The sequence below is a fragment of the Curtobacterium sp. MCBA15_007 genome (assembly GCF_001864905.1).
Classification (GTDB): Bacteria; Actinomycetota; Actinomycetes; order Actinomycetales; family Microbacteriaceae; genus Curtobacterium; species Curtobacterium poinsettiae.
The window spans coordinates 96,509-121,043 of sequence record NZ_MJGM01000015.1 but is presented as its reverse complement, the minus strand read 5'-3'; the positions used below and the strand labels follow the sequence as shown (position 1 = coordinate 121,043).

The window sequence follows — 24,535 nt, the reverse complement described above, 5'->3', positions numbered from 1 at the left end:
ACCGGGCCTCCCGTCTCGTCTCGTGACCGTCTCACGTCCATCCCGCGTGCCGTCTCGCTTGCTGTCTCACGCGTCGGCGGCGGTCCCGGCGGGTGCGACCGGAGCGACCGGTGTCGCGGCTTCGGCGTCGGCTTGCGCCGCCTGCCGGGCGAGCACCCGGTCCAGGAAGCGTTCGACGAACGGCAACCCGATGACGACCGCACCGACGACGGCCGCGACGGGGACGATCACCGTCCAGCCGCGCAGGGTCGAGTAGATGGTGGCACCGAGGAAGGCCCACACCACGATCGTGAGCGGCCGGAGCGGGCCGACCGCCGCGTGCAGGTCCATCGCTTCGACGAGGGCAGGCAGGGCACGCCGTCCACGCAGCGTCAGCACGACCCCGATCACCAGGAGAGCAAGACTCCGGACGACACCGACCCACGCAACGTCACTGCCCGGATCCGCCAGCACGCGCTGGACGAACACCACCGACCCCAGGAGCCCGGCGGCGAACACGAAGACGATCACGAGGACGGTCAGCAGACGGAGGGAGCGGCGCACGAGGACTCAGCATAGGGACCCGTCGCGGCGGCCCGTCGCGGCGGCCCGTGCTCCGGTTCCGTTCCGGTTCCGGTCCCGTCCAAGGCGACGACCACCTTCGCGTTGATCAGGATGTCGTGCAGGTCCGGGCGGAGCGCCCCCTGCGACGTCGTCCGGACCTTCACGATGAGCGCGGCCCCGGGCTTCGCGAAGGCGCGCGCGACCGTCGCCGACCACGAACCGTCCGTGTTGTGCCCGGCGATCGACAGGAACTGCGCGGTCCCACCGGTCATCGTCGGCAGCAGCTGCTCCTCGAGCCGGTCGGCCGGGAGCCCCGCCGCCGTGAACAGCTGCTCGGTGGCGGCACGGTCCCCGATCGTCGGGTCGAGGTCGGTGAGCCGCTGCTGCGTGATGGTCGCCACGGAGCCGTCGGCGTTCGTGTACTCCCTGGACCCGCTGGTCGGGTCCTCGCCGGTCTGCTCCCAGCCGTCGAGTGCCGAGATCTCGAGCCCGAACGCGGGCAGGGTGCTCGACGAGAGCGCGGCGCCGTCCTCGAACGACAGGTCCTTCGTGGCAGCGTCGACGGTGGGTGCAGCCGACGGTGTCGGCGTCGGTGTCTGCGTGGGCGTCGACGACTGCGGTGCGGCCCGCTGCGTCCCCGGCGCCGTCGTGCCGGTGCCGGCGCAGCCGGAGAGTGCGAGCGCGACGATCGCCGCCGCTGTCCCCGCCGTGGTCATCCTGGATGTGATGGACATGTGGTTCCCCCTCGGATCCCGCCGTGCGCCCCGTGCACCGGTCGGTCCGACTCGGAGCCTACGGGTCCGATCGACGGCGCGCCGCTCGGGCTCGCGTATCAGCCGACCGGACCTGCGGTGTACATCGGTTCGGCGCCGGTCGTCACCGATGCCCGGACCCCGCCGCCGACCAGACGGACCGTCAGCGTCCCGCTGAGCGCCGTCGCCGACAGCGACACCCGTCCGTGCAGCGCCGCCCCGCGCGGCCAGCAGGCGCTCGTGCCCTCGAGTTGGTCGGCCGACGCGACGAGGCAGATCGTCGAACCGTCCCGACCGACCCCGGCCCAGACGTTCCACGGTGTCGCCGCGTCGTCGCCCGACAGCGATCGGTTCGTGAACACCAGACGGGTGCTCGAGCGTTCCATCGGCGTCGCGATCCCCGCTGGCGGCCGGTCGGTGACGGTCTGCGGCTGCTCGAACCGCCGGTCGATCGTCACCGCCCCGGCTGGCGGCGTGACGGTGTTCGTGGGGTCGACGGGGCGCGCCCCCAGCGACAGTCCGACCCCGGTCCCCGCGAAGAAACCGATCACGACGGCGGCTGCGCCGACGGTCCAGAGGACGCGGTGGTCGGAGCGTCGGATGCGAGCGGCTCGTCGGCGGACGCCGGCCAGGAGGCCCCTGCCGCGGTCGTCCGCATCCGTTCCGCGGTCGGCGGCTCGCGTTCCGTGCGCGTCGGCTGCGGGTGCGCGGTCGGCGGTTCGCGTTCCGTGCGCGTCGGCTCCGGGTGCGCGGTCGGCGCTGTGCGGGTCGGCGTTGTGCAGATCGGCGCCGGAGCGGGCGGCGAGGGCACTCCGCGCGTCGGCCGCGTCGGCCGGCGTGGACGCGGCTCCCCAGGCGATGCGTTCCAACCGCGCACGTTCGGCATCGGCGTCGGCGTCCTCGGTCGGGTTCATCGCGCTGGTCGCCCCGGCCCTGGACCGGTCACGAGTCCTTCCCTGCGTCCCGAGCACGCTTGCGGCTGTGCGCACGGGCAACGAGCACCGAGCCGATCTGCACGGCGACGAGGATGCCCCAGAGGACCGCCATCTCGGTGTGGAACCGGGACGGCTCCACGACGGCCAGCACCAGCCAGACCAGGGCGATCACCGCCCACCCCCAGACGAGCCACGGCAGGGGCTTGCCGATCAGCCGTTCGAGCAGAGTGCGTCGCTGCGTCTCGGTCATGGCGCTGACGCTACCGGACGCCGGGGTGATCGCCGAGGACCCGGGGTGCCGATCGGCTGGGTCCTGCCGGATCTGGTGGCTGCCGATCCGGGAAGCGGGTCGAAGCGGTCAACCCGCCGACAGCTCGCGCCGTCAGGGTCAGCTCCGCACCGTGGACGGCCGCGATCATCGCGACGAGCGGCAGGCCGAGCCCGTGCCCGCTCCCGTCCGTCCGCGTGCGGTGGCGTCGTCGGAACGGCTCCGTCAACTCGTGCGCCTCGTCGGTCGGGATCACCTCGCCGTCGTTCTCGACCCGGAGCTCGGAGGACCGAGCGTCGAGCACCACCCGTAGGCTCCCGCCGGAGACGTTGTGGACCACGGCATTGCGGATCAGGTTGCCGACGAGTTGCCCGAGCAACGGTCGGTTGCCCAGCACGACGACGTCGTCGAGCTGCACCGACACGACGATCCGCCGGGCGAGGCGTTCTGCGTCCACCGCCAGCAGCGCGGCCGCGACCTCGTCGCGGAGCGACACCGGGCGTGCGTCGATGGGCTCGTCCCCACGTGCCAGGTCGAGCAGCGCCGTCGTCATGCGGATCATCTGGTCCGTGGTGACGAGCAGCCGTTGGAGGGTCTGCGTCCGGTTCGGCCCGTCGGGTGCGCGGAGGGCGACCTGGAGCATCGTCTTCATCGTGGCGAGCGGCGTCCGGAGTTCGTGCGAGGCGTTCGCCGCGAACCGCGACCGGCTGACGAAGGCGGTCTCCAGGCGGTCGAGCATCCGGTTCAGCGTCGCACCGACGTCGCGGATCTCGTCCGGTGGACCCGAGACGTCCACCCGGGCGTCCAGCGTGCCGGCACCGAGCCGGTCGGCGGTCGTGATGATGTCGCGCAGCGGGCGGAGGAGTCTGCCCGCGACGAGCCAACTGACGACACCACCGATGCCCCCGACCACGAGCAACGCCGGGACCGAGACGATGACGAAGAGGCGCAGGACGTCGTCGCGGCCGGTGATCTCGTACACGTCGTGGGTCGATCCGTAGGGGAACGGGCCCGCCGTGAACGCGTAGCCGGGCACGATGGCGAGGACTGCGAAGACGACCGCGAGCATGACGGCACCGGTCAGCAGGATCAGCGCCGTGTACGTCAGGGTGAGGCGCGCCCGGATCGACAGACGGCGCAGCGCGGCGATCCTCATGCTTCCGGACCCTCGTGCACAGGACCCGGCGCGACCGCGTACCCGACACCGGGCAGCGTCCGGATGGCGTCGGGACTGCCGAGCTTCTTCCGCAGCGTCGAGATGGTCAGCCGGACCGCGTTGGTGAACGGGTCAGCGTGCTCGTCCCACACCTGCTCGAGCAGCTGCTCAGCACTCACGAACCCGCCGTCGGCACGCAGCAGGACCTCGAGGACCGCGAACTCCTTGCGCCCCAGGCGCAGGTAGCGGCCGTCGCGGTAGGCCTCGCGTCGGAAGGGATCGAGCCGGAGACCAGCCGTCTCGAGGACCGGTGCGACCGCGCGACGTGCTCGACGGTTCAGCGCCCGGAGGCGTGCCACGAGCTCCTCGAAGTCGAAGGGCTTCCCGAGGTAGTCGTCGGCCCCGAGCTGGAGGCCGTGGACGCGCTCAGCGAGTGTCGTCGACGCCGTCAACATGAGGACGCTCGGCGCTTCCGGGTCAGCGACGATCCGGGCGCAGACGTCGTCCCCGTGCAGACCGGGGATGTCCCGGTCGAGCACGACCACGTCGTACGTGTGGACGGCCAGCTGATCGAGCGCGGCCAACCCGTCGCCCACCGTGTCGGCGGCGATCGCCTCGAGCCGCAGGCCCGCGCGGATCGCCTCCGCCAGGAACGGCTCGTCCTCCACCACCAGTACCCGCACGTCGCTCCTCGCTGCTCCGGCCGATCCGGACCCGGTCAGCACAGCAGATCGGATGTATGCGGAGCGTATGCGCTCGACCAGACGCCCGGCTGACGTGCCGACTGTTCCGATGAGGGCATGTCCAGAACCGACCCCGCGCTCGAGCACCCCGTCCTGCCGTCGTTGACCGGCCTGCGCTGGGTCGCGGCGTTCGGGGTGTTCGCCTACCACGTGCGGAACCTCCGGTACTTCGACGGGACCGCGCAGACGGCCCTGAGTGCCGTGGTCGGTAGCGGCGACACCGGCGTCTCGTTGTTCTTCATGCTCTCCGGCTTCGTCCTGGCCTGGTCGGACCGCGCGGACGACGACACCGCGGGACCGGTGCGAGCCGCACTGCGCTTCTGGGCCCGCCGTGCCGCGCGGATCTGGCCGCTCCACCTGGTCGCCGTCCTCGCCGCGATCATCGTGGCAGCGACACTTCTGCCGGGCATCCGGACGACGTCGCCGGCAGCCCTCGTGGCGAACGTCCTGCTCGTCAACGCCTGGCACGCCCCGTGGTGGCAAGCCGGGAACCCGGTGTCGTGGTCGCTGACCTGCGAAGCGTTCTTCTACCTGACGTTCCCGTTCCTCATCCAGCTGCTCCGTTCCGCGCACCCCGCCGTGCTCGCGGCCCTCGCCGCGCTGGCAGCCGTCCTCGTCCTGGTCGCGCCGGTGCTCGTGCCGCACCTGCCCGGTTCTCCGGTCCCGGCGAGCTGGCCACCGGCACGGTTCCCGGAGTTCCTGCTCGGTGCCCTCACCGCTGCCCTGGTGCGCTCGGGCGCCTGGCGCGGACCACGACTCGCGGTCCCCGTCCTGCTGACGGTCGCGGGCCTCCTCGCCGCAGACCTGCACCCCACCTCGCGCTTCGCACTGACCGGCTGCACGGTCGTGGGGTTCTCGCTGCTGCTGCCCGCGCTCGCCAGGGCGGACGTCGAAGGACGCACCACCGGCCTGTCGTCTCCGCTGCTCGTGCACCTGGGGACCAGGTCGTTCGCGTTCTACCTCGTCCATCTCCTGACGATCGACGCGGTGCTGGCCTTCCGACCCCCGGGCACGGCCGCCGGAGGAGTGACCAGCGTGCTCCTGACCCTGCTGGCCTTGGTGGCCGCACTCGCCGTCGCGTCCGTCCTGCACGACGCGGTGGAGGTCCCGGTGCGCCGGCTCCTGCTCCGCGGACTGCGGCCCGCTGCTCAACGTGGGCCGGAGGCCGGACGAACGGACCAGGGCTTCAGGCAGCTGATCCGCCCGACGGTCGCACGTTCCCGTCGGTGATCGACTGGCGGTACGCGTCGATCTTCCGTTCCAACGCGGCCAGGTGACGGAGCAGTTCACCCTGTCGCTCCAGCACGACCGCGTGGTGGCGCTCGAGGAGCGCGAGTCGTTCGGCGTCATCGGCACCGGCTCGGTACGCGGCCGCGTACTCACGCATCTCCCGCACGTTCATCCCCGTACCGCGGAGCATCACCGTCCCGGCGAGCCAGCGCAGCGCAGCCGTGTCGTACCGCCGCCATCCATCCGGACCACGCTCGGGCGCGGGCGCGATGCCTTCCTTCTCGTAGTAGCGGATCGTGTCGATGGTGATCCCGAGCACGTCCGCCGCGACGCCGATCGTCACCGGTTCGACGACGTGGACCTCGGGAAGCAGCACAGGGCGCAGTCTCGCACTTGACATGGTGTGCGCACCAGGGTGGATCGTCATCCTCGCCCGGGTCCTCCCCGGAGAAGAACGGAGCACTCCCGTGCAGCAACTCCCCCTCGGCTCGCAAGGCCTCGTCACGTCCGCACTCGGGCTCGGGTGCATGGGGATGAGTGCCTTCTACGGCGGTGCCACCGAAGCCGGGTCCGTCGAGACCATCCGCCGCGCACTCGACACGGGGATCACCCTGTTCGACACGGCAGAGGCGTACGGGCCGTTCGCGAACGAGGAGCTGCTCGGCCGGGTCCTCGGCGCCGACCGGGGCCGCGTGGTCGTCGCATCGAAGTTCGCCACCGACTTCGCCGACGACGGCACCCCGATCGGACTCGACGGGTCCCCCGAGCACGCCCGCCGCGCGATCGACCGCTCCCTCAGCCACCTCGGCACCGACCACGTCGACCTCTGGTACCTGCACCGCGCCGACCCGAACGTGCCGATCGAAGACACGATCGGTGCGATGGCTGAAGCCGTCACCGCCGGCAAGGCCCGTGCCATCGGCGTCTCGGAGACCTCCGCCGAGACCCTGCGCCGTGCGCACGCGACGTTCCCGATCACCGCGATCCAGTCGGAGTACAGCCTGTTCGAGCGTGACGCCGAACACAACGGCGTCCTCGACACCGCCAGGGAGCTCGGCATCGGGTTTGTGCCCTTCTCACCGCTCGGGCGGGGGTTCCTGTCCGGGAACATCACCAGGAAGGACGGCCTCCCCGCCGGCGACGCCCGACGGAACCTCCCCCGGTTCTCCGACGAAGCCATCGACGCGAACCTCCGCATCGTCGACGCACTCACGGTCATCGCAGACGAGAAGGGCGTCACCACGGCGCAGCTCGCCCTCGCGTGGCTGATCCGGGCCGGTACCGTGCCGATTCCCGGCACCACGAGGGCATCGCGTGTCGAGGAGAACGTCGCCGCTGCCGACGTGGTGCTCACCGACGGCGACCTGGATCGCATCGAGGCGGCCGCACCGCACGGTGTCGTCGTCGGCGCCCGCAACACCGAGGCCGGGATGGCGCGAGACCGCGGCTGACCGAGGTGCGTGGCGGGAGTGCTCACTGCACCCTGCTGCTCGGAGGTTCGTCGCGGATCAGGTCGACGGGTCGAACCGGTACATCCACGCCGCAGGTCCCCCACGGTCTCGCCGCGCCGTGAACGCTGCGCCGGGCAGGACGAACCGATCGCGGACGATGGATCCCACCCTGCCGAGCGTCTTGCTCGTGTCCAACAACTCCCCTTGGCGCGTGATGGCGCGCACACGCTGACCGCGTCGCTCGTGCATGTGGACCGCAAGGGTCGTTGCCGGCACGCCACTCGCCACCAGCGAACCGAGGATGACGGCGTCCTCGAGAGCGAGGGAAGCACCCTGCCCCGCCGTCGGAGGAATCGCGTGTGCCGCGTCCCCGACGAGGACCACCCGCCCGCATCCCCACCGCACCGGGCGCGGCGTGGTGCGCGACGCCCACACGTCCACGTCGGCCGAGCCCGCCAGCAGGGCAGGCGTCGGCAGGACGTCCCGCCCGACGAGACGCGGGAGCATCGCGACCCACTCGGCTCCGGTCATCCCGACTGCAGCTGAGGCGCCGCCGTCCACGGCGCTGAGCCGGGGGTTCGCGAACCACATGACGGTGGAAGCGTCGACCCGCAACGTGCAGACGAAGCAATCCCTGCCGAACCGGAACTGCAGGGTGCCTGCGGGACCGGTCTCGGATTCCGTGAGCCCGGTGCCGGAGGAACTGCCACCGATGTTGACGACGGGAGCCAGCACATCCGTCGGGGTTGCGCCACCGTGCTCGGGTCCGTGGCTCCCGAAGGTGCGTCGGACAGCGGAACCGATGCCGTCGGCGCCGACGACGATGTCTGCGGTGAACCGCTCGAGCGTCTCGGTGAGCACGCTCGCCCGGTCACCCTCGTCGACAGCGCTCAGCACCCGGGCGCCCTGGATGATCGTGATGCCCCGCTGTTCCGTGTCGGTCCGGAGGAGCCGGTGGAGATCGGCTCGTTGCAGCGAACGGGTCGCGCCCTCCTCCTGCTGGAGCCCGAGCGGGAGCTCCGCGGTCAGCCGCCCCTTCGGGTCGAAGGTCTGCAACCGCGGCGTCGGGACCCCGATCTTCGAGACGGCGGCGCCGAGACCGAGCGCACGGAGCGCTCCGACCCCGTTGCTGGCCACCTGCAACCAGGATCCGGCGTCGTCTGCAGCGCCGGTGCTCCGCTCGAGCACGATCGGGACGTGCCCTGCTCGGTGCAGCGCGATGGCTGTGGCGAGGCCTGCGACACCGCCCCCGACGACGATTGCGTGCATGCGATGAACCCGTTCGTCTCGTCACGGAAGTCGTCGCACTCGCGCCGGACCTGCCGGGGTTGCGCTCGTGAGACGATCGTATGACCGGACGCGACCAGGTGCGCTGAGAAGCGTTGCAGGCTCACTCGCTGGACAGCGCGCCGTCGGACTCCCGCGCCCTTCGATCGCCATCCGGCAAGGTGGATGCATGACCGACTCCGACCCGTCCACCGTCCACTTCCACCAGAAGCACCACGAAGCGATCATCAGCGGCGAGAAGGTCACCACCGTCCGGTGGAACGAATCCGTGCGGGTCGGCGATGCGACGTTCGTGTTCGACGACCACCCGGCTGCCGAACCGCTGGCCGGCACGATCACCGCCGTGCACCAGTACCGGCTCGACACCCTCACCGCAGAACAGGCGCGCCAGCCTCCTGAGACGGACATGCGGCTCTTCGGGCAGCAGCTCCGCGAGAACTACTACCCCGACATGCCGGACGATGCTGTCGTCGAGGTGGCCGAACTCTCGATCAAGCCCGCTCGATAGCCGTTCCGGCTGCGTGTCGTCGCGGTCCGCTGTCCGGGGATCGAGCGCGTGCGGAGCGCTGCGGGTCTCGGGAACCTGGCCAGCACCCCGACAACACGTCTCGCTCGCCGATCTGCTGGCGGCGTCGTCCCGCGAGCCGATCGACCTTCGGGCGGTGGTCTTGCCTGCGACGGCTGGCCGAGCTCCACACCAACTATCTTGGGGTGAGCAGAAGTTGGAGGGAGCGATGTTGTTGCTGCAGTTCCTCGTGCCGGTCGCACTGGTTGTCGTCGTCGTGCTCATCTTCCTCGCCGCTCGCGGAAGCATGGGCCGGAGCCCGCTGCAGGATCAGCAGGACGCCGAGTGGCGAGCACGGCGTGACGAGCGACGGCGAGCCCGAGCAGCGCGTCGTTCCGGCGGCCGGTAGCCGATCCGCTGCCGACACCGCGTCTCGATGTTCGGCGTGCCGGTTCGTCCTACGCTGGCGGTGTGGACGAGTGGTGGGATCTTGTGGACGCGGCCGGGGTGCCGACGGGTGGGACGTTCCGGCGCGGTGACGCGGGTTGGCCGGGTGGGGCGTTCCATCTGGTGGTCACGGTGTGCGTCCACCGGGCCGACGGAACCGTCCTGCTCACGCAGCGGGCGCCGACGAAGGAGTTCGCCTTCGGGTGGGAGTTCCCCGGTGGGAGCGCGTTCGCAGGCGAGACTGGTCGTGCAGCTGCGTGCCGAGAGCTGCTCGAGGAGACCAACGTCACCGTCGAGCCCGAGGCGCTGCGCCGCGTCGGCCGCTTCACGGAGGAGACGGCGCTCGTGGACCTCTTCGTCGTGCAGGAGCCGAGTGGTTCAGCGGTGCAAGCGGATCCTGCCGAGGTGATGGACTGGCGCTGGGTCTCCCTGTCGGAGGTCAGCACGCTTCGCACGAGCGGGGTGATGGCGGCCCCGTGGGGGCCGCGGCTGGATGCGCTGTGGCCCGCGGCGACGGCAACGATCCTGGCCGCCGACGACTCCCGAGAGCGCACGTCTCCGCCGCACGAGAGCTGGTGACACCCTTGCGCCAGGCCGGAGACCCTGATCGATCGACCTCGCCGCCTCACCGCCAGCTGACGAGAGAACGATCGACCACAGCTCGCGCACGCGCGATGTGACCACGCACGGTCGAGTGCGGCAGACCCAGCGCCTCGGCGATCTCGGCGTAGGACCGACGCTCGAGATGGCGCAACTCCCAACACCGTCGCTGCATCGGCGCCATACCGTCGATGACCCGCTGCGCGGCTGCGACCAGCGATACTCGCTCCGCGACGGCTCCCGGGGCGTTGTCGACGGATTCAGGAGCCGTCTCATCGAGTTGCGTCCGGTACCGCGTCGCAGCACTCCGGAGCCGATCGAAGCTCCGGCGTCGGACCGTGGTCACGAGCCATGCCGTGACCGCGTCAGCATCGCGCAGCGCTTCGAGATGGGTCCACGCGGCGATGAAGGTCTCCTGCACGACGTCGTCGGCTTCACTGGACCCGCGCAGGATCCGCACGGCGATCGTTCGGAGCAGCGCAGCATTCCGCCCGACGATCATCGCGAACGCGCGATCGTCCACGGCGCCGGGAGCCACTCGCATCGGTGCCGCCGGCGGAGCGAATGCGTGCTGCTCCTTCACTGGGTTCCGTCGCCGGACCGGGGACTCGAGCACCCCGGTCGGGGCGGACGCGGTCTGCTGCAGTGTCATCATCGACATACGGGTCCACTCCTCGGATCAATTGCGTGAGGATGTTTCGGACTCGTGGAGCAGGAGGGTGGGTGGGCGAAGGTCCCCAGTGCGAGGGCCAGGACGCCGGAACGACAACCGCTCGCTGCGGAAGCGCGGTCCGGAACCGGACGTTCTACCGAGGCAGAGAACGGGACCGCGGCGATCCGGTCGGCGACGCGGTGGATGCGGCGGCGATCGTCTACGAGCCGACGAGCCCCGTTGCCAAGGCGACGATCACACCGACGCCGGCGAACACTGCAACCAGACCCCCGACGATCGCGGCGAGCTGCTGGTCCTTGTTCATCCCCATGGTCGGAGCATACGAGTTCCGACCGCTCGGTCGTGGCCTTCGGTCTCTGTAACGGACCCTGCAGCACCGTGGTCCCGAGCCGGACTGCATGCGTTGTGGCGCAGCCCCAGCACGTTCTGGTCCGGCCTCGTGAGTGGGCCCTGCCGGGATCGAACCGACGACATCCACGGTGTAAACGTGGCGCTCTACCAGCTGAGCTAAAGGCCCTCACCACGATCCTAGGGTGTCAGCGCTCGATCGTCGTCGAACCGAGCAGGCACGTCACGACGTCCCGCACCGGGGTCGATCGCACCGGATCACGAGGCCAGGCACGTCCTCGTCCCGGTCTTCCGTCGCACCACCGGACAGCACGATCGGGGTGTCGTCGGCGGTCAGGCCGATCGCCAGTGTGCCGGTGCTCGACCGTGCGTCCTGCAGCGGCGGGAACCGGGCGATCGTCGTCTGCTCGGAATCGGTGCACCGCGCATCACGGCACGACAGGAGTCCCAGGGTGCCGCGTTCCTCGTCACGGACCGCGACGAGTGGCCGCCCCGATCGGTCGATGACGAACGCCGGGAGCAGGTTCGTCGGCCCGTTCGGCGTGATGTCCGTGTGTGACGAAGACGAGCACGCCGCATCCGCGCAGAACGTCAGCCGTTGGGTCGCGATCCCGTTCGACCGCGCGAGCACGACCGGGTTCCCGTCGCCGCCGATCGCCACCCGTGCGTCGTACGCCTCGTCCCACGCCCGGACCGGCTTGCCCGGCGGGATCGCGTGCGACAGGTCGCGGACGACGGGCTGGCCGCCGTCCGGGCGGAACGACACCAGCTGCAGGGCGGAGAAGGTCGGTGAACCAGCGTCGGTCTCGGACACCAGCGAGACCACGGCGGTGCCGTCCGGCGCGACGGCGACGTCCACACCCTGGTGGTCCAGCGGCGGGATCCACGGCAGCGCCACCTGCCGAACCGTGTGTTCGGCGCAGGACACGTCCTCGCAGAACACGGCGACCAGGTGCGAGCGTCCTTCCGGTTCACCGCCGCGGGCGATCCCGACCACGACCGGCCGGTCGCCGGAACTCGCGACTGCCACGTCGGTCATCCAGTAGCTGACGCGCCCCTGCTCGGTCTCCACGATGTCGACGGCGGCGACCGTGGTGCGGCGCCCTTCCGGGCGGTCCACGGCCGGCGCCTCGTCGGCGGAGTCACGCTTCTCCGCCCGTCTCCCCGCGGGCCAGGCGGCACCGTCCGACTTCGGTGCCACATCGAGTTGGTCCGCGCGTGAGTGCACGACCTCGAGCTCGTACTGCTGCGCTTCCTCGCCGTCGAACCGCACCTTCCACTGGGCGGTGAGCAACCCACCGTCGCCGGCGCTCCCGATCGCGGAGCCGCCGGTCAGGCCGGGCATCTCGACGGGGGTGTCGCACGACGCGTCCCCACACATCCGCAGACGGCTGGGCGGTGTCGACGGCGTGCTCACGACCGCCGTCCGGCCTCCGACGTCCGCGATGTCGCCGCCGAGCAGGCCGCGCGCATCCGCAGGGGCGGCGTCGTACTGCACGACGCCGATCGGATTGCTCGAGACGATCACCGCGAACACCACCGCCGGGACGACCACCACGCCCGCTCCGACGAGTCCAGGTCGCGCCCGTCGTCCCCCGGCCACCGGGTCCGTCGTCAGCGGTGACCGGAGCCGACCGCCGTCGTTCCGTGTCGCGGCCCCGCGCACCGCGATCGCGACGACGACCAGCACCAGGCCGGTCACGGCGATGCAGCACCAGGCCACGACGACGCTGCTCCGGAGCGCCGACGGCGGCAACAGGCGCAGCAGCAGCAGGACGCCGACCCCGAGCACCGTCACCAGTGTCGCTCCCCCGACGAGCGCACGACGTGGCGTCGCCGTCGCCTCGTGTCCACCACGGACGATGACCCGACCAGATCCCCAGGCGCGACGGTAGGCCGATCGACGGGGCACACCGGCCACGACCAGCGCCCAGCCGAGCAGCAGCGGCGCCACGATGACGGCACCGACCGCCAGCAGCACGACGATCACGACGGTGCCCCATCCACCTGCCCGCCACCACACAGCGGTGGCCGTCACCACCGCCACCGCCACCAACGCGACGAGAGCGGCCTCGACGACGAGCCGCCGGTGGTGGACCGACCACCGCCAGGCGTCGCGCGGCCCCGCCACCGCATCGTCTGCGGCCGCGAGCACGACCACGGTGGCTGCGGTCACCCCGAAACCGACCCCGAGCGCCGCGATGACCGCGCCCACGGCGAAGAGGGGCGCAGGCACCCCGGTCCCGTCGAGGGCCGCGAACGCACCGTTCACCAGGGCGACCCGACCACCCGGTACGCCGAGCAACAGCACCACCCCGGCCAGCAACAGCCCGGCAGCGAACGGCACCCCGAAGGCGAACACCGCACGGCCACCGCTCCAGGCGATCAGCGGCACGGGTGGTGGGCCGTACTGCCGCCGCACCGCGGTCCCCGTCGATCCGGCGCCTGCGACACCCGTCCCCGGTCGTGCATCATCCATCTGCTCGTCCCCCTCCGACAGCGTCCGCCCATGCTGTCAGGTTCGACGGCACACGTCCAGAAGGTGACATTTCAGCCGTCAGCCCGCCCCGGTGCACAAGCAACCGACCCGAATGGTTTAGCCCAAACCTTACTTTCAACGATATGAAGCTCTACGCTTAACCCATGCAGCCCGAGCCCGTGTTCGCCGTGATCGTCGACCTGGTCGACTCCCGCACGCTCGCGGACCGCTCCGCAGCCCAGCACGACGTCGAGCGCGCGTTCGACAGTACCGCTGACGTCACCGCCCTCGATCCCCTGCGCGCCACCGTCGGCGACGAGTTCCAGGTCATCTACAACACGCTCACCGACGCGCTGCTGGCGACCACGGCAGCGACCCTCGCGCTCCCCCAGACGGTGCAGATCCGGCTCGGCATCGGCCGCGGACAGGTCCGGACGATCGGTACCGGCGGCGGGGGCCCCCTGCAGGACGGCCCCGGCTGGTGGTCGGCGCGGGACGCCATCAACGAGACCCACCGCCGCGAGGACGGCCGGACCGCGTTCCTCCGGTCCTGGTACCACGACGCGGACGACCGCCACGGAACGACAGAACGCCTCGTGAACGCCTACTTCCTCGGTCGCGACCACGTCGTCTCGCGGCTCGCACCCCGCGCCCGCCGGATCGCACTCGGGCTCGTGCAGGGCCGGACGCAGGCGCAGATCGCCGCGGACGAGGGGATCAGCCCGTCGGCGGTGTCCCAGACCGTGCAGAAGTCGGGCGTGGCAGCCGTGGTCGAGGGCCTCCGCGTCCTCGGGGACGGGGACCGCTGATGCTCGCCGGTGTCCTCCTCGCCCTCGTCGGGCTGGCCGACGTCGTCCGAGCACGGACCGGGACGGACGCGGCACCACGGCGCGTGCTGACCACCACCGTGATCGTCCTGCTCTGGGCCGCCGTGACGACGACGGCGGTGCTCGGCCTCGGCCTCGCCGTCTGGTCGGCGCTCGTCACGGTCGTCCTCGCAGCCCTGTGGGTCGCGACCACGATCCCGGTGCGCTCCGGCGGAACCCCCGGCGGTCGGGATCGACCACTCCCCTGGCTCCGCCGCTCGGGGTCCTGGCCGGCCGTCCTGCTCGCGGTCGCCGTCGCCGTGCTACTGCTCTGGGCGCCGGGCCCGGACGCGTCCGGCTTCGTGGTCGACTGGCACCGCGACGCCGGCCCGACGTTCGTCGGAGCCGTCCCGCTCGCAGCGATCGTCGCCGGCGTCGGCTCGGCGCTGTTCCTGGTCGACTCGGCCAACGTGGTCGTCGCCCAGGCGCTGCCACCGGGGCTGTCGTCCGACGCACGGCCCGACGCGGCGGCAGTGGCCGAGCAGACCCGCCGCAAGCGCTTCGGCTGGCGCCGCACCGCCAAGGCACCCGCGGCCGACGCAGCCGCAGCCGCAGCCGCGGACAGCACGGTCACCCTCAAGGGCGGACGCATGATCGGCCCGATCGAGCGGCTGCTGCTGGCCGGGTTCTCGTTGGCCGGCGCCTTCCCCGTCGTCGCCGCCCTGATCGCCGCGAAGGGGATCGTCCGGTTCCCCGAGATCCGCCGCGAGACGACCGGGTACCAGGCCGAGTACTTCCTGATCGGCAGCCTGGTGAGCTGGGCGATGGCCTTCGCCGCCGCCGGTATGTGCTGGTTGCTGGCCCTGGGCTGACGAACGCACCCGGCCCCCGATGTCCGCAGGTACGCTCTCCTGCGTGAACGGTGTCGGAGTCGGTGTGCTCGACGAAGCCGGGCGGCTCCGCCTGCTCGGTGCAGGTGTGACGGGTGCCGCCTTCGCCGTCGTGCTGGTCATGCTGGTCCTGTCGTCGTGGACCGAGGCGACGACCACCGTCCTGGTCTCGGTCGGCATCCCGACCGCGGCGGCCGGAGCCGCGATCGCCGTCGTCCTGCAGCGCCGAGCCTGGCGCGCCGAGGGCGGCTACGAACGGTCGATCGTCGTCCGCGAGTGGATCGCCGACGGCCAGGTGCCCGCCGGGGTGCCGGCAGACCAGTGGATCCCGCTCGTGCAGGCCCAGGCCGACCGCGAAGGCGCCGGCTGGGGCAAGGTCGTCCTCGGCGTGCTGTGGATCGCGATGACGTGGTCGATGCGCGACCAGCACGGCACGCTCATCACGACGATGCTCATCGTGCTCTGGAGCGCGATGGCCCTGTGGGCGGCCGTCTGGGTCATCCCCCGTGCCCGGGCAGCGCGAGCGCTCCTGCGTCGCGGCGTCTCCACGATCGGCTGAACCCCGCTCGGCTGAACCCCGCTCGTGCGCGCCTGACTACGCTCGGACCCATGCAGAGTCGCACCCTCGGCCGCACCGGCCGCTCCGTCTCCCCCATCGGCCTCGGCACCTGGCAGTTCGGCGGTGACTGGGGTCCGGTCTCCGAAGCCGACGCGAACGCCGTCATGGACGCCTCCGTCGAGTCCGGCGTCACCCTGTTCGACACCGCCGACGTCTACGGTGACGGCCGGAGCGAGCAGCTCATCGGCGCGTGGCGCGCCGCGAACCCCGACGTGCCGCTGACGATCACCACGAAGATGGGCCGTCGCGCCGACCAGGTCCCCGAGAACTACGTCGCCGCGAACTTCCGCGAGTGGGTCGACCGCTCCCGCCGGAACCTCGGTCAGGACACGCTCGACCTCGTGCAGCTGCACTGCCCGCCGACCCCGGTCTACGCGGACGACGCCGTCTACGACGCCCTCGACGCCCTGGTCGCCGACGGCTCGGTCGCCGCCTACGGCGTCAGCGTCGAGACCGCCGACCAGGCGCTCACCGCGATCGCCCGGCCCGGCGTCGCGAGCGTCCAGATCATCCTCAACGCGTTCCGGCTCAAGCCGCTCGACCGCGTGCTGCCGGCCGCTCTGGAGGCAGGGGTCGGCATCCTCGCGCGCGTCCCGTTGGCCTCGGGGCTGCTCTCCGGCAAGTACACGACCGACACGTCGTTCGCCGAGGGCGACCACCGCAACTACAACCGCCACGGCGAGGCCTTCGACCAGGGCGAGACCTTCAGCGGCGTCGACTACGACGACGGCGTGCGCGCCGCCCAGACCTTCGCGGCGTCCCTGCCGGACGCCGTCTCCGTCCCGCAGGCAGCGCTCGCGTGGATCATCGCGCAGGACGGCGTGACGGCGGCGATCCCGGGCGCGCGCAACCCGGAGCAGGCGCGTTCGAACGCCGCTGCCGGCGACCTGCCGCCGATCGAGGGACTCGACGCCACCGTCCGCGACCTGTACGACACGTGGTTCCGCGCGAGCGTCCACGACCGCTGGTGAACCTGCGGAGCGTCGCGGTCGCGGTGGCCGCACTCCTGCTGCTGTCCGGGTGCGCGGCGCCCGGAGCGGTGACCACCCGTGACGCTCCGCCGTGGCCACGCCCGACGGACCTGACGGCCCGCGCGGAGTCCGCCGGGCTGCACAACGTCTGGGGCGAACGGCTGGCCGAGCACGTGCACTCGCACCTGACGATCCTGGACGGCGACGAACCGGTGACCGTCCCGGCGAACATCGGTCACTCCGACGACCGCGAGTTCGCCGCCGAGATCCACACGCACGACACCTCGGGCATCGTGCACGTCGAGTCCCCGACGAAGCAGACGTTCACGCTCGGGCAGTTCTTCGACGAGTGGGGTGTCTCGCTCGGCCCGGAGCACGTCGGTGGCCTGCGCGGCGAACTGACCGTGTGGGTCGACGGGCACCGACGGATCGGCAACCCGCGGTCGATCGAGCTGACGGACCTGCGGCAGGTCGTCCTCATCGTCACGACCGTGGGCGAGGTCCCCCGCCTGCCAGCTCCCTTCGACTGGCCGCCGCAGTACGACTAGCGCCGGAACCGGCTCGCTTCAGGCCTCCTTCGCAGCGACCCACGACAGGTCGAGGTCCCACTGCTCGACCGAGCCGGCCGGCAGCTGCCACACGTACTCGTTCTTGAGCTTCTTGCCGTCCTCACGGAACGGCCCCGTCCGGTACGGGTAGAACGCGACCGTCGGCAGTGTGCCGGGCGGGGCCGTGCGGATCGCGTTCGAGAAGTCCTTGTTCAACCGGCGGAGCTCGGCGATCACGGCGCCGCGAGCGGCATCGGCGTCGAACCCACCGGCGCCCGAGGCGAGCTGGAACGCGATGTGCAGCTGCCGGTCCCCGTGGTCGTCCTCGTAGCTGATCAGCCGGTGGTTCTCGACGGCTTCGAGCAGCTCCGGGTCGCCGTACACGACGTCCCGCACCACGTCGGGCGCGACGACGGCCCCGTTGTAGTCGACGGACAGGTCGGACCGGCCGTAGTGGAACAGCAGCGGCAGGTCGAGCTCGGCCTCGGCGGCGAGCGCCGCGTGCCCCGTCGCCCGCAGCACGGAGCGGAGTTCCTTCATCCGCACCACGTGTCCGCGGTCGTGGATGTTGTACCGGATGCGGGGGCTGATGTTCTCGGAGCGGGCGATCGTCACGACGAGTTCGCCGAGGTCGTTCGTCTCGATCAGGTAGCCGAACGGGTTGAACTGGAACACCATCGGGAGCACCCCGTACTCGCCCTGCTTGGTCAGGGCGGCGGAGAGTTCCGGTGAGGCGGCGATCGCCCGGCGGAGCTGCACGCTGAACGGTGTCTCGATGCCGAGGTTGATCTCGAGGTCGCTCGCCCCGTAGGAGCCGAGGACGGCCTGCGCGTACTGCTCGATGTGGGCGCGCATGTTCTCGCTGATGCCCTCGCCCCCGAACGCGGCGACGATCGTGTACTGGCTCCAGTCGAGCCGGTCGTCCTCGAACAGGGCCTTCAGGAACGGTGGGTAGCTGCAGATGATGTAGGTGAAGTCGGTGCCGAACTCGCGCATCGTCTGCACGATCTTGTCGCGGTCCGGGCCGATCGACTTGATCATGGAGGACTCGGTGAGCGAGGCGGTGACGTTCATCCCGGTGGCCCAGGCCCCGAGCGAGAAGGCGTTGAGCACGAACGGCTGTTTGGACAGGTCCTTCGCGGTGCGGGAGAACCCGAGCTGCAGCAGCTGTCGGGTGGCCTGGCGTTCGTCGGGGCCGCGCACCCAGCTGGTCGGGGTGCCGCTCGATCCGCTGGACTCGTCGACGACGACGCCGCGTCGGGGCAGGCGTCCGTCGATGCAGCGTTCGGGGATGCTCCAGCGCTTGACGTAGGAGTCCTTGTCCATCTCGGGCAGTCCGGAGATCGCCGCGGCGATCCCGCCGCGGGTGTCGAGCCTGGAGGCGCGTCCGGACTCCGCCAGGAACGCGCGGTAGGCGGGGACCCGCTTGGCGGCCCGTTCGGCGGTCCGCCAGGCGCGCCAGCGTCCGAGGGTCCAGCGGAGCGGCTCGATGCCGGGCGTGAGCAGGAGCTTGTGGGTGCCGACGCGGGGCATGAACAGTGCGACGAAGGTCTCGACCACCCACACCACCGTGAACACCGCTGCGCGCTTCACCGGGTCCCCCCGACGGTCATCGCTGCTGCGGGGCGGCGGTGTGCCAGGGGTGGTGGGTCGCTGTGTCCGAAGCGGAACAGCATCCAGGCCATCCGCCCGTCGGACTCGTCGACGCCCGCGCGTTCCACGAACGCGGCGTGTGACCGCGGGTTGGTGATCACGGTGCCGAAGGGGTGCATCGCGATGCCGCGTGCGGAGAACTCGAGCCAGATGCGCATGAAGACCCGGCCGGCCTCGACGTACTCGGCCGGGGTGCTGAACGGTCCTTCGAGCCAGGCGAGCTGTCGGACGCCCCGCATGGTGGACAGGTACACCCTGCGGAAGACCCCGCCGATGCCCGGTGCCTGCCAGAGTCCGCGGTGCTCCATGGCGAACCGGAGCACCGGGCCGGGCATGAGCATCGTCTCGGCGGACAGTCCGTCGCCGGTGGCCGCTGCCTGTCGCTTCGAGAACCGCAGCCAGTGCAGGATCTCGTCGTGCACGGCGTCGTGCTGCAGGTCGTCGAACAGGGTCTCCTGGTTGACGCGGACGATCTCGTCGACGGTGGCACGGTCGTCGGTGGTGCGGAAGCGTTGCCCGGCCGCCGAGGCGATGGCGGCTGCGGCCTCGATCGCGGTGGCGTCCACCAGGGTCGAGTCGTAGGGCCTGCGTGAGGTGCGCCGGGCGAGGAAGCCGGCCAGGGCCTCCCGGTCGTCGGCGGTGACCACGTGCGGACGCAACGTCACGGTGCCCAGCCGGTGCAGGTGGTCCTCGGCACCAGCGCCGAGCCGACCGAAGTCCATCTCGGCGTGGTCGAGCTGTTCCTGCACGGTGAACCCGTGCGCCCGTGCCACCACGTCGAGCCCGGCCAGGAACACCCCGGCGCAGACGTGCCCGAACGGGATGCCGAACGATTCCGCCGGCAGCCCCCGTCGCAGGTCGTAGAACACGGTCGCGGTGTGGTCGTCCTCGACGCGCACGACGATCGGTTGCGAGTTGTGCGGCGACGGGTAGTGCCGCGCGTCCTCGATGATGCCCGTCCACGGTGATGCCATCGTTCCCCCTCGGTGGTCCCTGGCGACGATCATACGAACCCCTGCCGTCCGCCATGCCCGTCGGGGCATGCACGGTGGAGGACTCCTGCGTACCCTGCTCCTCGTGCAGACCATCCGGACCGGGACCGACCTCGCCGCGGTCGAGGACGTCGTCGACGCCGTCGCGGCCCACGGCGAGCGGTACCTGGACCGCGTGTTCACCGTCCGGGAGCGCGCCGACACCGGTGACGACCCGGAGCGCCTGGCGGCTCGGTTCGCCGGCAAGGAGGCCGTGGTGAAGCTGCTCCGGCCGGCCCCGGACCAGGCGATCCCGCTGCGTGACGTCGCCGTCGTGCTCGACGCCGCCGGCGCCCCCACGGTCACGCTCTCCGGGGCGGCGGCAGCGCTGGCGGAGTCGATCGGGTGCGGCCCGATCGCGATCTCGCTGGCGCACGAACGGGGGCTTGCGGTGGCGACGGCGGTGGCCCTTTCCGAGTGGTGACCCGGGGCGCGTGACAGGGGTGCGGTTTCCCGCATCCGCACGGCGGTTTCCCGAGGGCTGTTCCTCCTTATGGTTGCCGTCATGGAACAGGACCCGAACCCCTCCAGCGCCACCGCGACGATCGCCGGACCGGCCACCGACCAGGCTGTCCGCCGCGCCCTCGCCGAGCACGGCCGGCTGACGGTCGACGCGTGGGACGTCGCGCCGATCGCCGACCTCTACGTCCTCGGCCTGACCTCGCACGCGACCGTCAACGTGATGCTCGCGGTGGAGTCCGAGCTCGACGTCGAGTTCCCCGACTCCGTGCTCAACCGGTCCACCTTCGCCAGCGTCGAGTCGATCACCGCCGCCGCGGAGCTCGCCGCGGAGCTCGCCTCGTGACCCTGGTCCTGCCGGCACCGTCGGTCGTCGACCGGTTCGCCGAGCGTGCGAGCGCGGTGGCCGAGGTCGCCGCGCAGTTCGCCGACGAGGTCGACCGCGACGCCCGGCCCCCGCGTGAGGCCATCGCCGCGATGCGGGAGTACGGCCTGCTCGCGGCAGCGGTGCCGACCGAGCACGGTGGCGAGGGCGCCTCCGTGGCCGAGCTCTCGGCGATCGCGACCGAGCTCGGCCGGGCCTGTGCCGCGACCGGCATGGTGTTCGCGATGCACCAGGGCCAGGTCATGGCGCTCTGGCGGCACGGCGGCGACGGTGCCGGCGTGCTCGAGACCATCGAGGCCGTCCGGGGCGGGGCACTCGTCGCGTCGGCAACGAGCGAGCGCGGCGTCGGCGGCGACGCCCGGCGTTCCACCTGCTCCATCGAGCCGACCGACGACGGCCGGATCCGCCTGCGCAAGGACGCGCCGGTGATCTCCTACGCCACCGAGGCCGACGCGGTGTTCGTCACCGCGCGACGCGACCCGGACGCCCCGGCGTCGGACCAGCGACTGCTCATCTGCCGCACCGACACGATGGTCCTGTCGCAGACGTCGACCTGGGACACCTTGGGGCTCCGCGGCACCTGCAGCAACGGGTGGATCCTCGACACCGAGACGACGACCGACCGGGTGTTCCGCGACGACTACGCCGCGATCTCCGCCCAGACCGTCCTGCCGGTGTCGCACGTGCTGTGGGCCTCGGTCTGGCTCGGCATCGCCGTGTCGTCCGCCGAACGTGCCCGCAGCGCCGTCCGCAAGCAGGCCCGGGCAGCCGTCGGCACGACCCCGCCCGGTGCCCTCCGGCTCGCCGAGCTCCTGGTCGACCTGCAGGCGCTGGCCGACTCGGTGCGCCACGCCGCCGAACGGTTCGACGCCGCCGCCGACGACCCGGACGTGCTGGCCTCGAGCGCGTACGCCCTCGCCGCGAACGCCCTGAAGATCGGTGCGTCCGAGCGCGTCACCGACATCGTCACGAAGGCGCTGCGCATCGTCGGGATCGCCGGCTACGCCGCATCGGGTCCGATGAGCATCGCCCGCCACCTCCGAGACGCCCACGGTGCCGCCGTCATGGTGAGCAACGACCGTCTCCTGGGGAACGACGCCGACCTGGCCATCATGACGGGAGTGATCCTGTGACCACCACGGACACCACCACGCACACCACCGACGCCTCCACCGCGGACACCGCGGACACCGCGGACACCGCGGACACCGCCGGCACGGACACCGCCACGGCGCTCGACGCCGCCCGCGCCGCCCTCCGCGCCCGCCTGCTCACCGACGGCGTGCTCCTCGACCTCGGCACGCCCGGCCTCTACGGCCGCACCGGGGTCTTCGAGCGCGTCTCCGCCGCGGTCGACGCCGCAGCGGTCCGCAGCCAGCAGCACCTCGGCGCCGAGGTCCTGCGTTTCCCGCCGGTCGAGCCGCTCGCGTCCTTCGAGCGCACCGACTACATCGCGTCGTTCCCGGACCTCGCCGCGTCGATCTCCGGGTTCACCGGCGACGACCGCACCCACCGCGCGCTGCTCGCCGCCCGCGAGCGCGGTGAGCGCTGGGAGGGCTTCCTCGAGCCGGCCGACCTCATGCTCACCCCCGCTGTCTGCCACCCCGTCTACGGCCTCCTCGGCGACACCGTCCCGCAGCAGGGTCGGTTCCTCGACGTCCTGGGCGACTCCTTCCGCCGGGAGCCCTCGCTCGACCCGATGCGCCTGCAGGCCTTCCACATGCACGAGTTCGTGCACGTCGGCACCCCCGCGTCCGCAGCGGCCCACCGCGACGGCAGCATCCCGGTGATGCGCGCCCTGCTCGAGTCAATCGGGCTCGAGATCGACGTCGTCCCCGCCAACGACCCCTTCTTCGGCCGCGTCGGGCAGATGCTCGCCCGCAACCAGGTCGAGCAGGCCCTGAAGTTCGAGTTCGTGACGAAGGTCTACGGCGCCGACCACGACGCCACCGCGATCAGCTCCGCGAACCTGCACGAGGACCACTTCGGCACCTCGTTCGGCCTGCGCACCGAGGACGGGCAGGTGGCGCACAGCGCCTGCATCGCGTTCGGCCTGGAACGCATCACCATCGCCCTGTTCGCCGCCCACGGCACGGACCTCGACGCCTGGCCGGCGTCCGCCCGCGCCGCCCTGGCACTGTGACCACGCTGCACGGCTGGTCCGGATCGCCGGCGATCCGCGCCGCGGTCCAGCTCCCCGCCGCCGCGCGCGCCGGTGTCGTCATCTGCCCGCCGCTCGGGCAGGAGGGCGTCATCGCGTACCGCACGCTCCGCCTGCTGGCCGACCGTCTGGAGGCCCATGGCATCGCCTCGGTGCGCTACGACCCGTCCGGACGTGGTGACGGCGCACCCGACACCACGTCCGACGCGCAGGTCCGGTCCGCGCGCCACGCCGCTGCGCTGCTCCGGTCGACGGGCATCCGGGACGTCGCGTTCGTCGGGCTGGCGTCCGCCGCAATCGTCGCCGCCGCTGCCGCCCAGGCGACCGACGGCCTGCTCGTCTGGGACGCCCCGGCGTCCGGCAGGGGCTGGCTCCGCCGACAGCGCGCCCTGGCGACGATCACCATCGGGGCCGATCGGGTCGTCGACGGTGTCGAGAGCCTCATCGGCATCGAGGTCGACACCGACGAGGCCGCCGCACTGTCCGCCCTGGCGTTCGCTCCGCGCACCGGACCGACCGTCGCCCTCGTCCGTCCGGGTACCCGTGCGCCGAAGCCCCTCGGTGGCGTCGAGGTGACCGAGGTCACCGGCAGCGCTGAGCTGCTCGACGGCACGAGCATCCACGCCCGGATCCCCGGCACCGCCATCGACACCGCCGGCGCCTGGCTCGGTGCCTGGGCACCCACCGCTGCGGCACCCGTCGCCCCGCCCGAGCTCGACGAGGTCCTCGACGTGGACGGCCGCGTCTCGGAACGGATCGTCCGCCTGGGCCCCGAGCGGCTGTTCGCCGTCGAGACCGTGTCGTCCGCGCAGCACCACGACGCCCCGCTCGTCGTCCTGCACAACGGCGCCGCGGAGCACCGCGTCGGCGCCACCGACTACCAGGTCGGACTCGCTCGGGCCCTGGCACGCGACGGCGCTCGGGTGGTCCGCGTCGACCGCCGCGGCACGGGCGAGAGCAGCGCCGTGCACGAGGACGAGCGCAGCTTCCTGTTCGCCCAGGAGTGGGTCGAGGACCAGTCCGCCGTCGTCACCGCCCTCGGCGAACCCTCGGACCGTCTGGTGCTCGTCGGCATGTGCGCCGGTGCCTGGCTCGCGGGCCGCTCGGCCGAGGAGGCCCCACGCCTCGTGGTCGAGATCAGCCCGAACGACTACCGGCGGCATCCCGCGGCCCCCGGGAGCTACGAGGACGCCGTCCGCGCGATCGACGCCCCCTCACCGACGCGACTCTGGATCCGGCACCGCTACAACGCCCTGGTGCCGAAGGCCCTCCGCGACCGCATCGCCCGACGCGACCGGGTCGGCGGCGTCGTCGAGCACGTGCGCCCCCTCGTCGAGCACGGCACCGACGTGGTCGTGATCGTGGCCCCGGACGACGCCGCACTGTTCGACCGTCTCGGCGGGCAGAAGGCCGTGCGTCGCTACACCGGCACCGGCCGCCGTGGCGCCCTGTCGGTCGTGCGGGTCGAGGCCGGCGACCACTCGCTGTTCTCCCCCGTGATGCGGCAGGCGGTGCAGGCCGAGGTGCGCTCCCGCGTCGCGGCGACGTTCCCCGTGCCCGCCTGACGGCTGCCGACCGTGCGGCAGGCCGGCGTG

At 71.8% G+C, this 24,535-nt stretch carries 27 protein-coding genes and 1 tRNA gene; 15 read left to right on the top strand and 13 right to left on the bottom strand.

The genetic code is table 11. The features are described 5' to 3' along the window. Positions 1 to 66: 66 nt before the first annotated feature. From BIU95_RS08595 to BIU95_RS08570, 6 genes are all read right to left on the bottom strand, one after another. A complete protein-coding gene (locus BIU95_RS08595; RefSeq protein WP_056068362.1) occupies positions 67 to 543 on the bottom strand; it encodes a hypothetical protein in 477 nt (158 codons plus the stop codon). Then, a complete protein-coding gene (locus tag BIU95_RS08590) occupies positions 519 to 1,277 on the bottom strand; it encodes a hypothetical protein (RefSeq protein WP_139179710.1) in 759 nt (252 codons plus the stop codon). The genes BIU95_RS08595 and BIU95_RS08590 overlap by 25 nt, the downstream gene beginning before the upstream one ends. 98 nt (positions 1,278 to 1,375) lie before the next feature. After that, entirely contained in the window at positions 1,376 to 2,209 is an 834-nt protein-coding gene (locus BIU95_RS08585; RefSeq protein ID WP_071251457.1) for a hypothetical protein, read from the bottom strand. A gap of 28 nt (positions 2,210 to 2,237) precedes the next feature. Next, the gene (locus tag BIU95_RS08580; protein WP_056068356.1) at positions 2,238 to 2,480 is read right to left on the bottom strand and encodes a hypothetical protein; all 243 of its coding nucleotides are present in this window, start codon (positions 2,478 to 2,480) and stop codon (positions 2,238 to 2,240) included. Positions 2,481 to 2,490: 10 nt separating this feature from the next. Further along, a complete protein-coding gene (locus BIU95_RS08575; RefSeq protein ID WP_071251456.1) occupies positions 2,491 to 3,654 on the bottom strand; it encodes a HAMP domain-containing sensor histidine kinase in 1,164 nt (387 codons plus the stop codon). Then, positions 3,651 to 4,337, bottom strand: a complete 687-nt coding sequence (locus BIU95_RS08570) for a response regulator transcription factor (RefSeq protein WP_040418670.1) — start codon at positions 4,335 to 4,337, stop codon at positions 3,651 to 3,653. Before BIU95_RS08570 ends, BIU95_RS08575 begins: the two co-directional genes overlap by 4 nt. A gap of 117 nt (positions 4,338 to 4,454) precedes the next feature. Between BIU95_RS08570 and BIU95_RS08565 the strand changes: the two genes are divergently transcribed. Next, positions 4,455 to 5,627, top strand: a complete 1,173-nt coding sequence (locus tag BIU95_RS08565; protein ID WP_071251455.1) for an acyltransferase — start codon at positions 4,455 to 4,457, stop codon at positions 5,625 to 5,627. Here the strand turns inward: BIU95_RS08565 and BIU95_RS08560 are convergent. Further along, positions 5,584 to 6,003: a MerR family transcriptional regulator gene (locus tag BIU95_RS08560; RefSeq protein WP_056068351.1), complete on the bottom strand. Its 420-nt coding sequence runs from the start codon at positions 6,001 to 6,003 to the stop codon at positions 5,584 to 5,586. The genes BIU95_RS08565 and BIU95_RS08560 overlap by 44 nt on opposite strands. Before the next feature lie 91 nt (positions 6,004 to 6,094). On the opposite strand from BIU95_RS08560, the gene BIU95_RS08555 reads away from it, so the two are divergent. Beyond that, on the top strand, positions 6,095 to 7,078 hold the full coding sequence (locus BIU95_RS08555) for an aldo/keto reductase (protein ID WP_017885717.1): 984 nt from the start codon (positions 6,095 to 6,097) through the stop codon (positions 7,076 to 7,078). A 57-nt stretch (positions 7,079 to 7,135) separates the two neighbouring features. Here the strand turns inward: BIU95_RS08555 and BIU95_RS08550 are convergent, their stop codons facing one another. Further along, positions 7,136 to 8,347, bottom strand: a complete 1,212-nt coding sequence (locus BIU95_RS08550) for an NAD(P)/FAD-dependent oxidoreductase (protein ID WP_071251454.1) — start codon at positions 8,345 to 8,347, stop codon at positions 7,136 to 7,138. Positions 8,348 to 8,534: 187 nt separating this feature from the next. Between BIU95_RS08550 and BIU95_RS08545 the strand changes: the two genes are divergently transcribed. From BIU95_RS08545 to BIU95_RS08535, 3 genes are all read left to right on the top strand, one after another. Continuing rightward, entirely contained in the window at positions 8,535 to 8,873 is a 339-nt protein-coding gene (locus tag BIU95_RS08545) for an ASCH domain-containing protein (RefSeq protein ID WP_071251453.1), read from the top strand. A 226-nt stretch (positions 8,874 to 9,099) separates the two neighbouring features. Further along, positions 9,100 to 9,279 (top strand): hypothetical protein, encoded by a 180-nt coding sequence (locus BIU95_RS08540; protein ID WP_071251452.1) that lies wholly within the window; start codon positions 9,100 to 9,102, stop codon positions 9,277 to 9,279. A 62-nt stretch (positions 9,280 to 9,341) separates the two neighbouring features. Next, the gene (locus BIU95_RS08535) at positions 9,342 to 9,896 is read left to right on the top strand and encodes an NUDIX domain-containing protein (RefSeq protein ID WP_052481779.1); all 555 of its coding nucleotides are present in this window, start codon (positions 9,342 to 9,344) and stop codon (positions 9,894 to 9,896) included. Between the two features lie 46 nt (positions 9,897 to 9,942). Here the strand turns inward: BIU95_RS08535 and BIU95_RS08530 are convergent, their stop codons facing one another. From BIU95_RS08530 to BIU95_RS08520, 3 genes are all read right to left on the bottom strand, one after another. Continuing rightward, positions 9,943 to 10,578, bottom strand: a complete 636-nt coding sequence (locus BIU95_RS08530; RefSeq protein WP_083389302.1) for an RNA polymerase sigma factor — start codon at positions 10,576 to 10,578, stop codon at positions 9,943 to 9,945. 456 nt (positions 10,579 to 11,034) lie between these two features. After that, a tRNA-Val gene (locus tag BIU95_RS08525) sits at positions 11,035 to 11,107 on the bottom strand. A 54-nt stretch (positions 11,108 to 11,161) separates the two neighbouring features. Next, positions 11,162 to 13,417: a hypothetical protein gene (locus BIU95_RS08520; protein ID WP_139179708.1), complete on the bottom strand. Its 2,256-nt coding sequence runs from the start codon at positions 13,415 to 13,417 to the stop codon at positions 11,162 to 11,164. 164 nt (positions 13,418 to 13,581) lie between these two features. Between BIU95_RS08520 and BIU95_RS08515 the strand changes: the two genes are divergently transcribed. The 5 genes from BIU95_RS08515 to BIU95_RS08495 are packed head-to-tail and all read left to right on the top strand — an operon-like array spanning position 13,582 to position 17,251. Continuing rightward, positions 13,582 to 14,226 (top strand): SatD family protein, encoded by a 645-nt coding sequence (locus tag BIU95_RS08515; RefSeq protein WP_071251449.1) that lies wholly within the window; start codon positions 13,582 to 13,584, stop codon positions 14,224 to 14,226. After that, entirely contained in the window at positions 14,226 to 15,095 is an 870-nt protein-coding gene (locus tag BIU95_RS08510; RefSeq protein ID WP_071251447.1) for a hypothetical protein, read from the top strand. The genes BIU95_RS08515 and BIU95_RS08510 overlap by 1 nt, the downstream gene beginning before the upstream one ends. Before the next feature lie 43 nt (positions 15,096 to 15,138). Next, positions 15,139 to 15,672 carry a hypothetical protein gene (locus tag BIU95_RS08505; protein ID WP_071251445.1) on the top strand — a complete coding sequence of 178 codons (534 nt, stop codon included), beginning with the start codon at positions 15,139 to 15,141 and terminating at the stop codon, positions 15,670 to 15,672. Between the two features lie 50 nt (positions 15,673 to 15,722). Further along, positions 15,723 to 16,703 carry an aldo/keto reductase gene (locus BIU95_RS08500; protein ID WP_071251443.1) on the top strand — a complete coding sequence of 327 codons (981 nt, stop codon included), beginning with the start codon at positions 15,723 to 15,725 and terminating at the stop codon, positions 16,701 to 16,703. Beyond that, positions 16,700 to 17,251 carry a hypothetical protein gene (locus tag BIU95_RS08495; RefSeq protein ID WP_052481782.1) on the top strand — a complete coding sequence of 184 codons (552 nt, stop codon included), beginning with the start codon at positions 16,700 to 16,702 and terminating at the stop codon, positions 17,249 to 17,251. Before BIU95_RS08500 ends, BIU95_RS08495 begins: the two co-directional genes overlap by 4 nt. An 18-nt stretch (positions 17,252 to 17,269) precedes the next feature. On the opposite strand, the gene BIU95_RS08490 is transcribed toward BIU95_RS08495, so the two are convergent. Continuing rightward, positions 17,270 to 18,844: a phenylacetate--CoA ligase family protein gene (locus BIU95_RS08490; RefSeq protein WP_236559504.1), complete on the bottom strand. Its 1,575-nt coding sequence runs from the start codon at positions 18,842 to 18,844 to the stop codon at positions 17,270 to 17,272. After that, entirely contained in the window at positions 18,841 to 19,878 is a 1,038-nt protein-coding gene (locus tag BIU95_RS08485) for a hypothetical protein (RefSeq protein WP_071251441.1), read from the bottom strand. Before BIU95_RS08485 ends, BIU95_RS08490 begins: the two co-directional genes overlap by 4 nt. Positions 19,879 to 19,981: 103 nt before the next feature. On the opposite strand from BIU95_RS08485, the gene BIU95_RS08480 reads away from it, so the two are divergent. From BIU95_RS08480 to BIU95_RS08460, 5 genes are all read left to right on the top strand, one after another. Continuing rightward, complete coding sequence (locus BIU95_RS08480; RefSeq protein ID WP_175470742.1) at positions 19,982 to 20,359, top strand: holo-ACP synthase; 378 nt, start codon at positions 19,982 to 19,984, stop codon at positions 20,357 to 20,359. Between the two features lie 81 nt (positions 20,360 to 20,440). After that, the gene (locus BIU95_RS08475) at positions 20,441 to 20,740 is read left to right on the top strand and encodes an acyl carrier protein (protein ID WP_071251437.1); all 300 of its coding nucleotides are present in this window, start codon (positions 20,441 to 20,443) and stop codon (positions 20,738 to 20,740) included. Next, entirely contained in the window at positions 20,737 to 21,912 is a 1,176-nt protein-coding gene (locus tag BIU95_RS08470; RefSeq protein WP_071251435.1) for an acyl-CoA dehydrogenase family protein, read from the top strand. Before BIU95_RS08475 ends, BIU95_RS08470 begins: the two co-directional genes overlap by 4 nt. Next, positions 21,909 to 22,922 carry an amino acid--[acyl-carrier-protein] ligase gene (locus BIU95_RS08465; RefSeq protein ID WP_083389301.1) on the top strand — a complete coding sequence of 338 codons (1,014 nt, stop codon included), beginning with the start codon at positions 21,909 to 21,911 and terminating at the stop codon, positions 22,920 to 22,922. The genes BIU95_RS08470 and BIU95_RS08465 overlap by 4 nt, the downstream gene beginning before the upstream one ends. Then, positions 22,919 to 24,505: an alpha/beta hydrolase gene (locus BIU95_RS08460; protein WP_071251432.1), complete on the top strand. Its 1,587-nt coding sequence runs from the start codon at positions 22,919 to 22,921 to the stop codon at positions 24,503 to 24,505. The genes BIU95_RS08465 and BIU95_RS08460 overlap by 4 nt, the downstream gene beginning before the upstream one ends. The last annotated feature ends 30 nt before the right edge of the window (positions 24,506 to 24,535 follow it).

Coding starts and splice junctions, on each gene's coding strand:
- BIU95_RS08590 (WP_139179710.1), bottom strand. CDS start 1,277: ATGTCCATCACATCCAGGATGACCACGGCGGGGACAGCGGCGGCGATC.
- BIU95_RS08585 (WP_071251457.1), bottom strand. CDS start 2,209: ATGAACCCGACCGAGGACGCCGACGCCGATGCCGAACGTGCGCGGTTG.
- BIU95_RS08580 (WP_056068356.1), bottom strand. CDS start 2,480: ATGACCGAGACGCAGCGACGCACTCTGCTCGAACGGCTGATCGGCAAG.
- BIU95_RS08575 (WP_071251456.1), bottom strand. CDS start 3,654: ATGAGGATCGCCGCGCTGCGCCGTCTGTCGATCCGGGCGCGCCTCACC.
- BIU95_RS08565 (WP_071251455.1), top strand. CDS start 4,455: ATGTCCAGAACCGACCCCGCGCTCGAGCACCCCGTCCTGCCGTCGTTG.
- BIU95_RS08550 (WP_071251454.1), bottom strand. CDS start 8,347: ATGCACGCAATCGTCGTCGGGGGCGGTGTCGCAGGCCTCGCCACAGCC.
- BIU95_RS08545 (WP_071251453.1), top strand. CDS start 8,535: ATGACCGACTCCGACCCGTCCACCGTCCACTTCCACCAGAAGCACCAC.
- BIU95_RS08540 (WP_071251452.1), top strand. CDS start 9,100: ATGTTGTTGCTGCAGTTCCTCGTGCCGGTCGCACTGGTTGTCGTCGTC.
- BIU95_RS08530 (WP_083389302.1), bottom strand. CDS start 10,578: ATGTCGATGATGACACTGCAGCAGACCGCGTCCGCCCCGACCGGGGTG.
- BIU95_RS08520 (WP_139179708.1), bottom strand. CDS start 13,417: ATGGATGATGCACGACCGGGGACGGGTGTCGCAGGCGCCGGATCGACG.
- BIU95_RS08515 (WP_071251449.1), top strand. CDS start 13,582: ATGCAGCCCGAGCCCGTGTTCGCCGTGATCGTCGACCTGGTCGACTCC.
- BIU95_RS08510 (WP_071251447.1), top strand. CDS start 14,226: ATGCTCGCCGGTGTCCTCCTCGCCCTCGTCGGGCTGGCCGACGTCGTC.
- BIU95_RS08500 (WP_071251443.1), top strand. CDS start 15,723: ATGCAGAGTCGCACCCTCGGCCGCACCGGCCGCTCCGTCTCCCCCATC.
- BIU95_RS08485 (WP_071251441.1), bottom strand. CDS start 19,878: ATGGCATCACCGTGGACGGGCATCATCGAGGACGCGCGGCACTACCCG.
- BIU95_RS08475 (WP_071251437.1), top strand. CDS start 20,441: ATGGAACAGGACCCGAACCCCTCCAGCGCCACCGCGACGATCGCCGGA.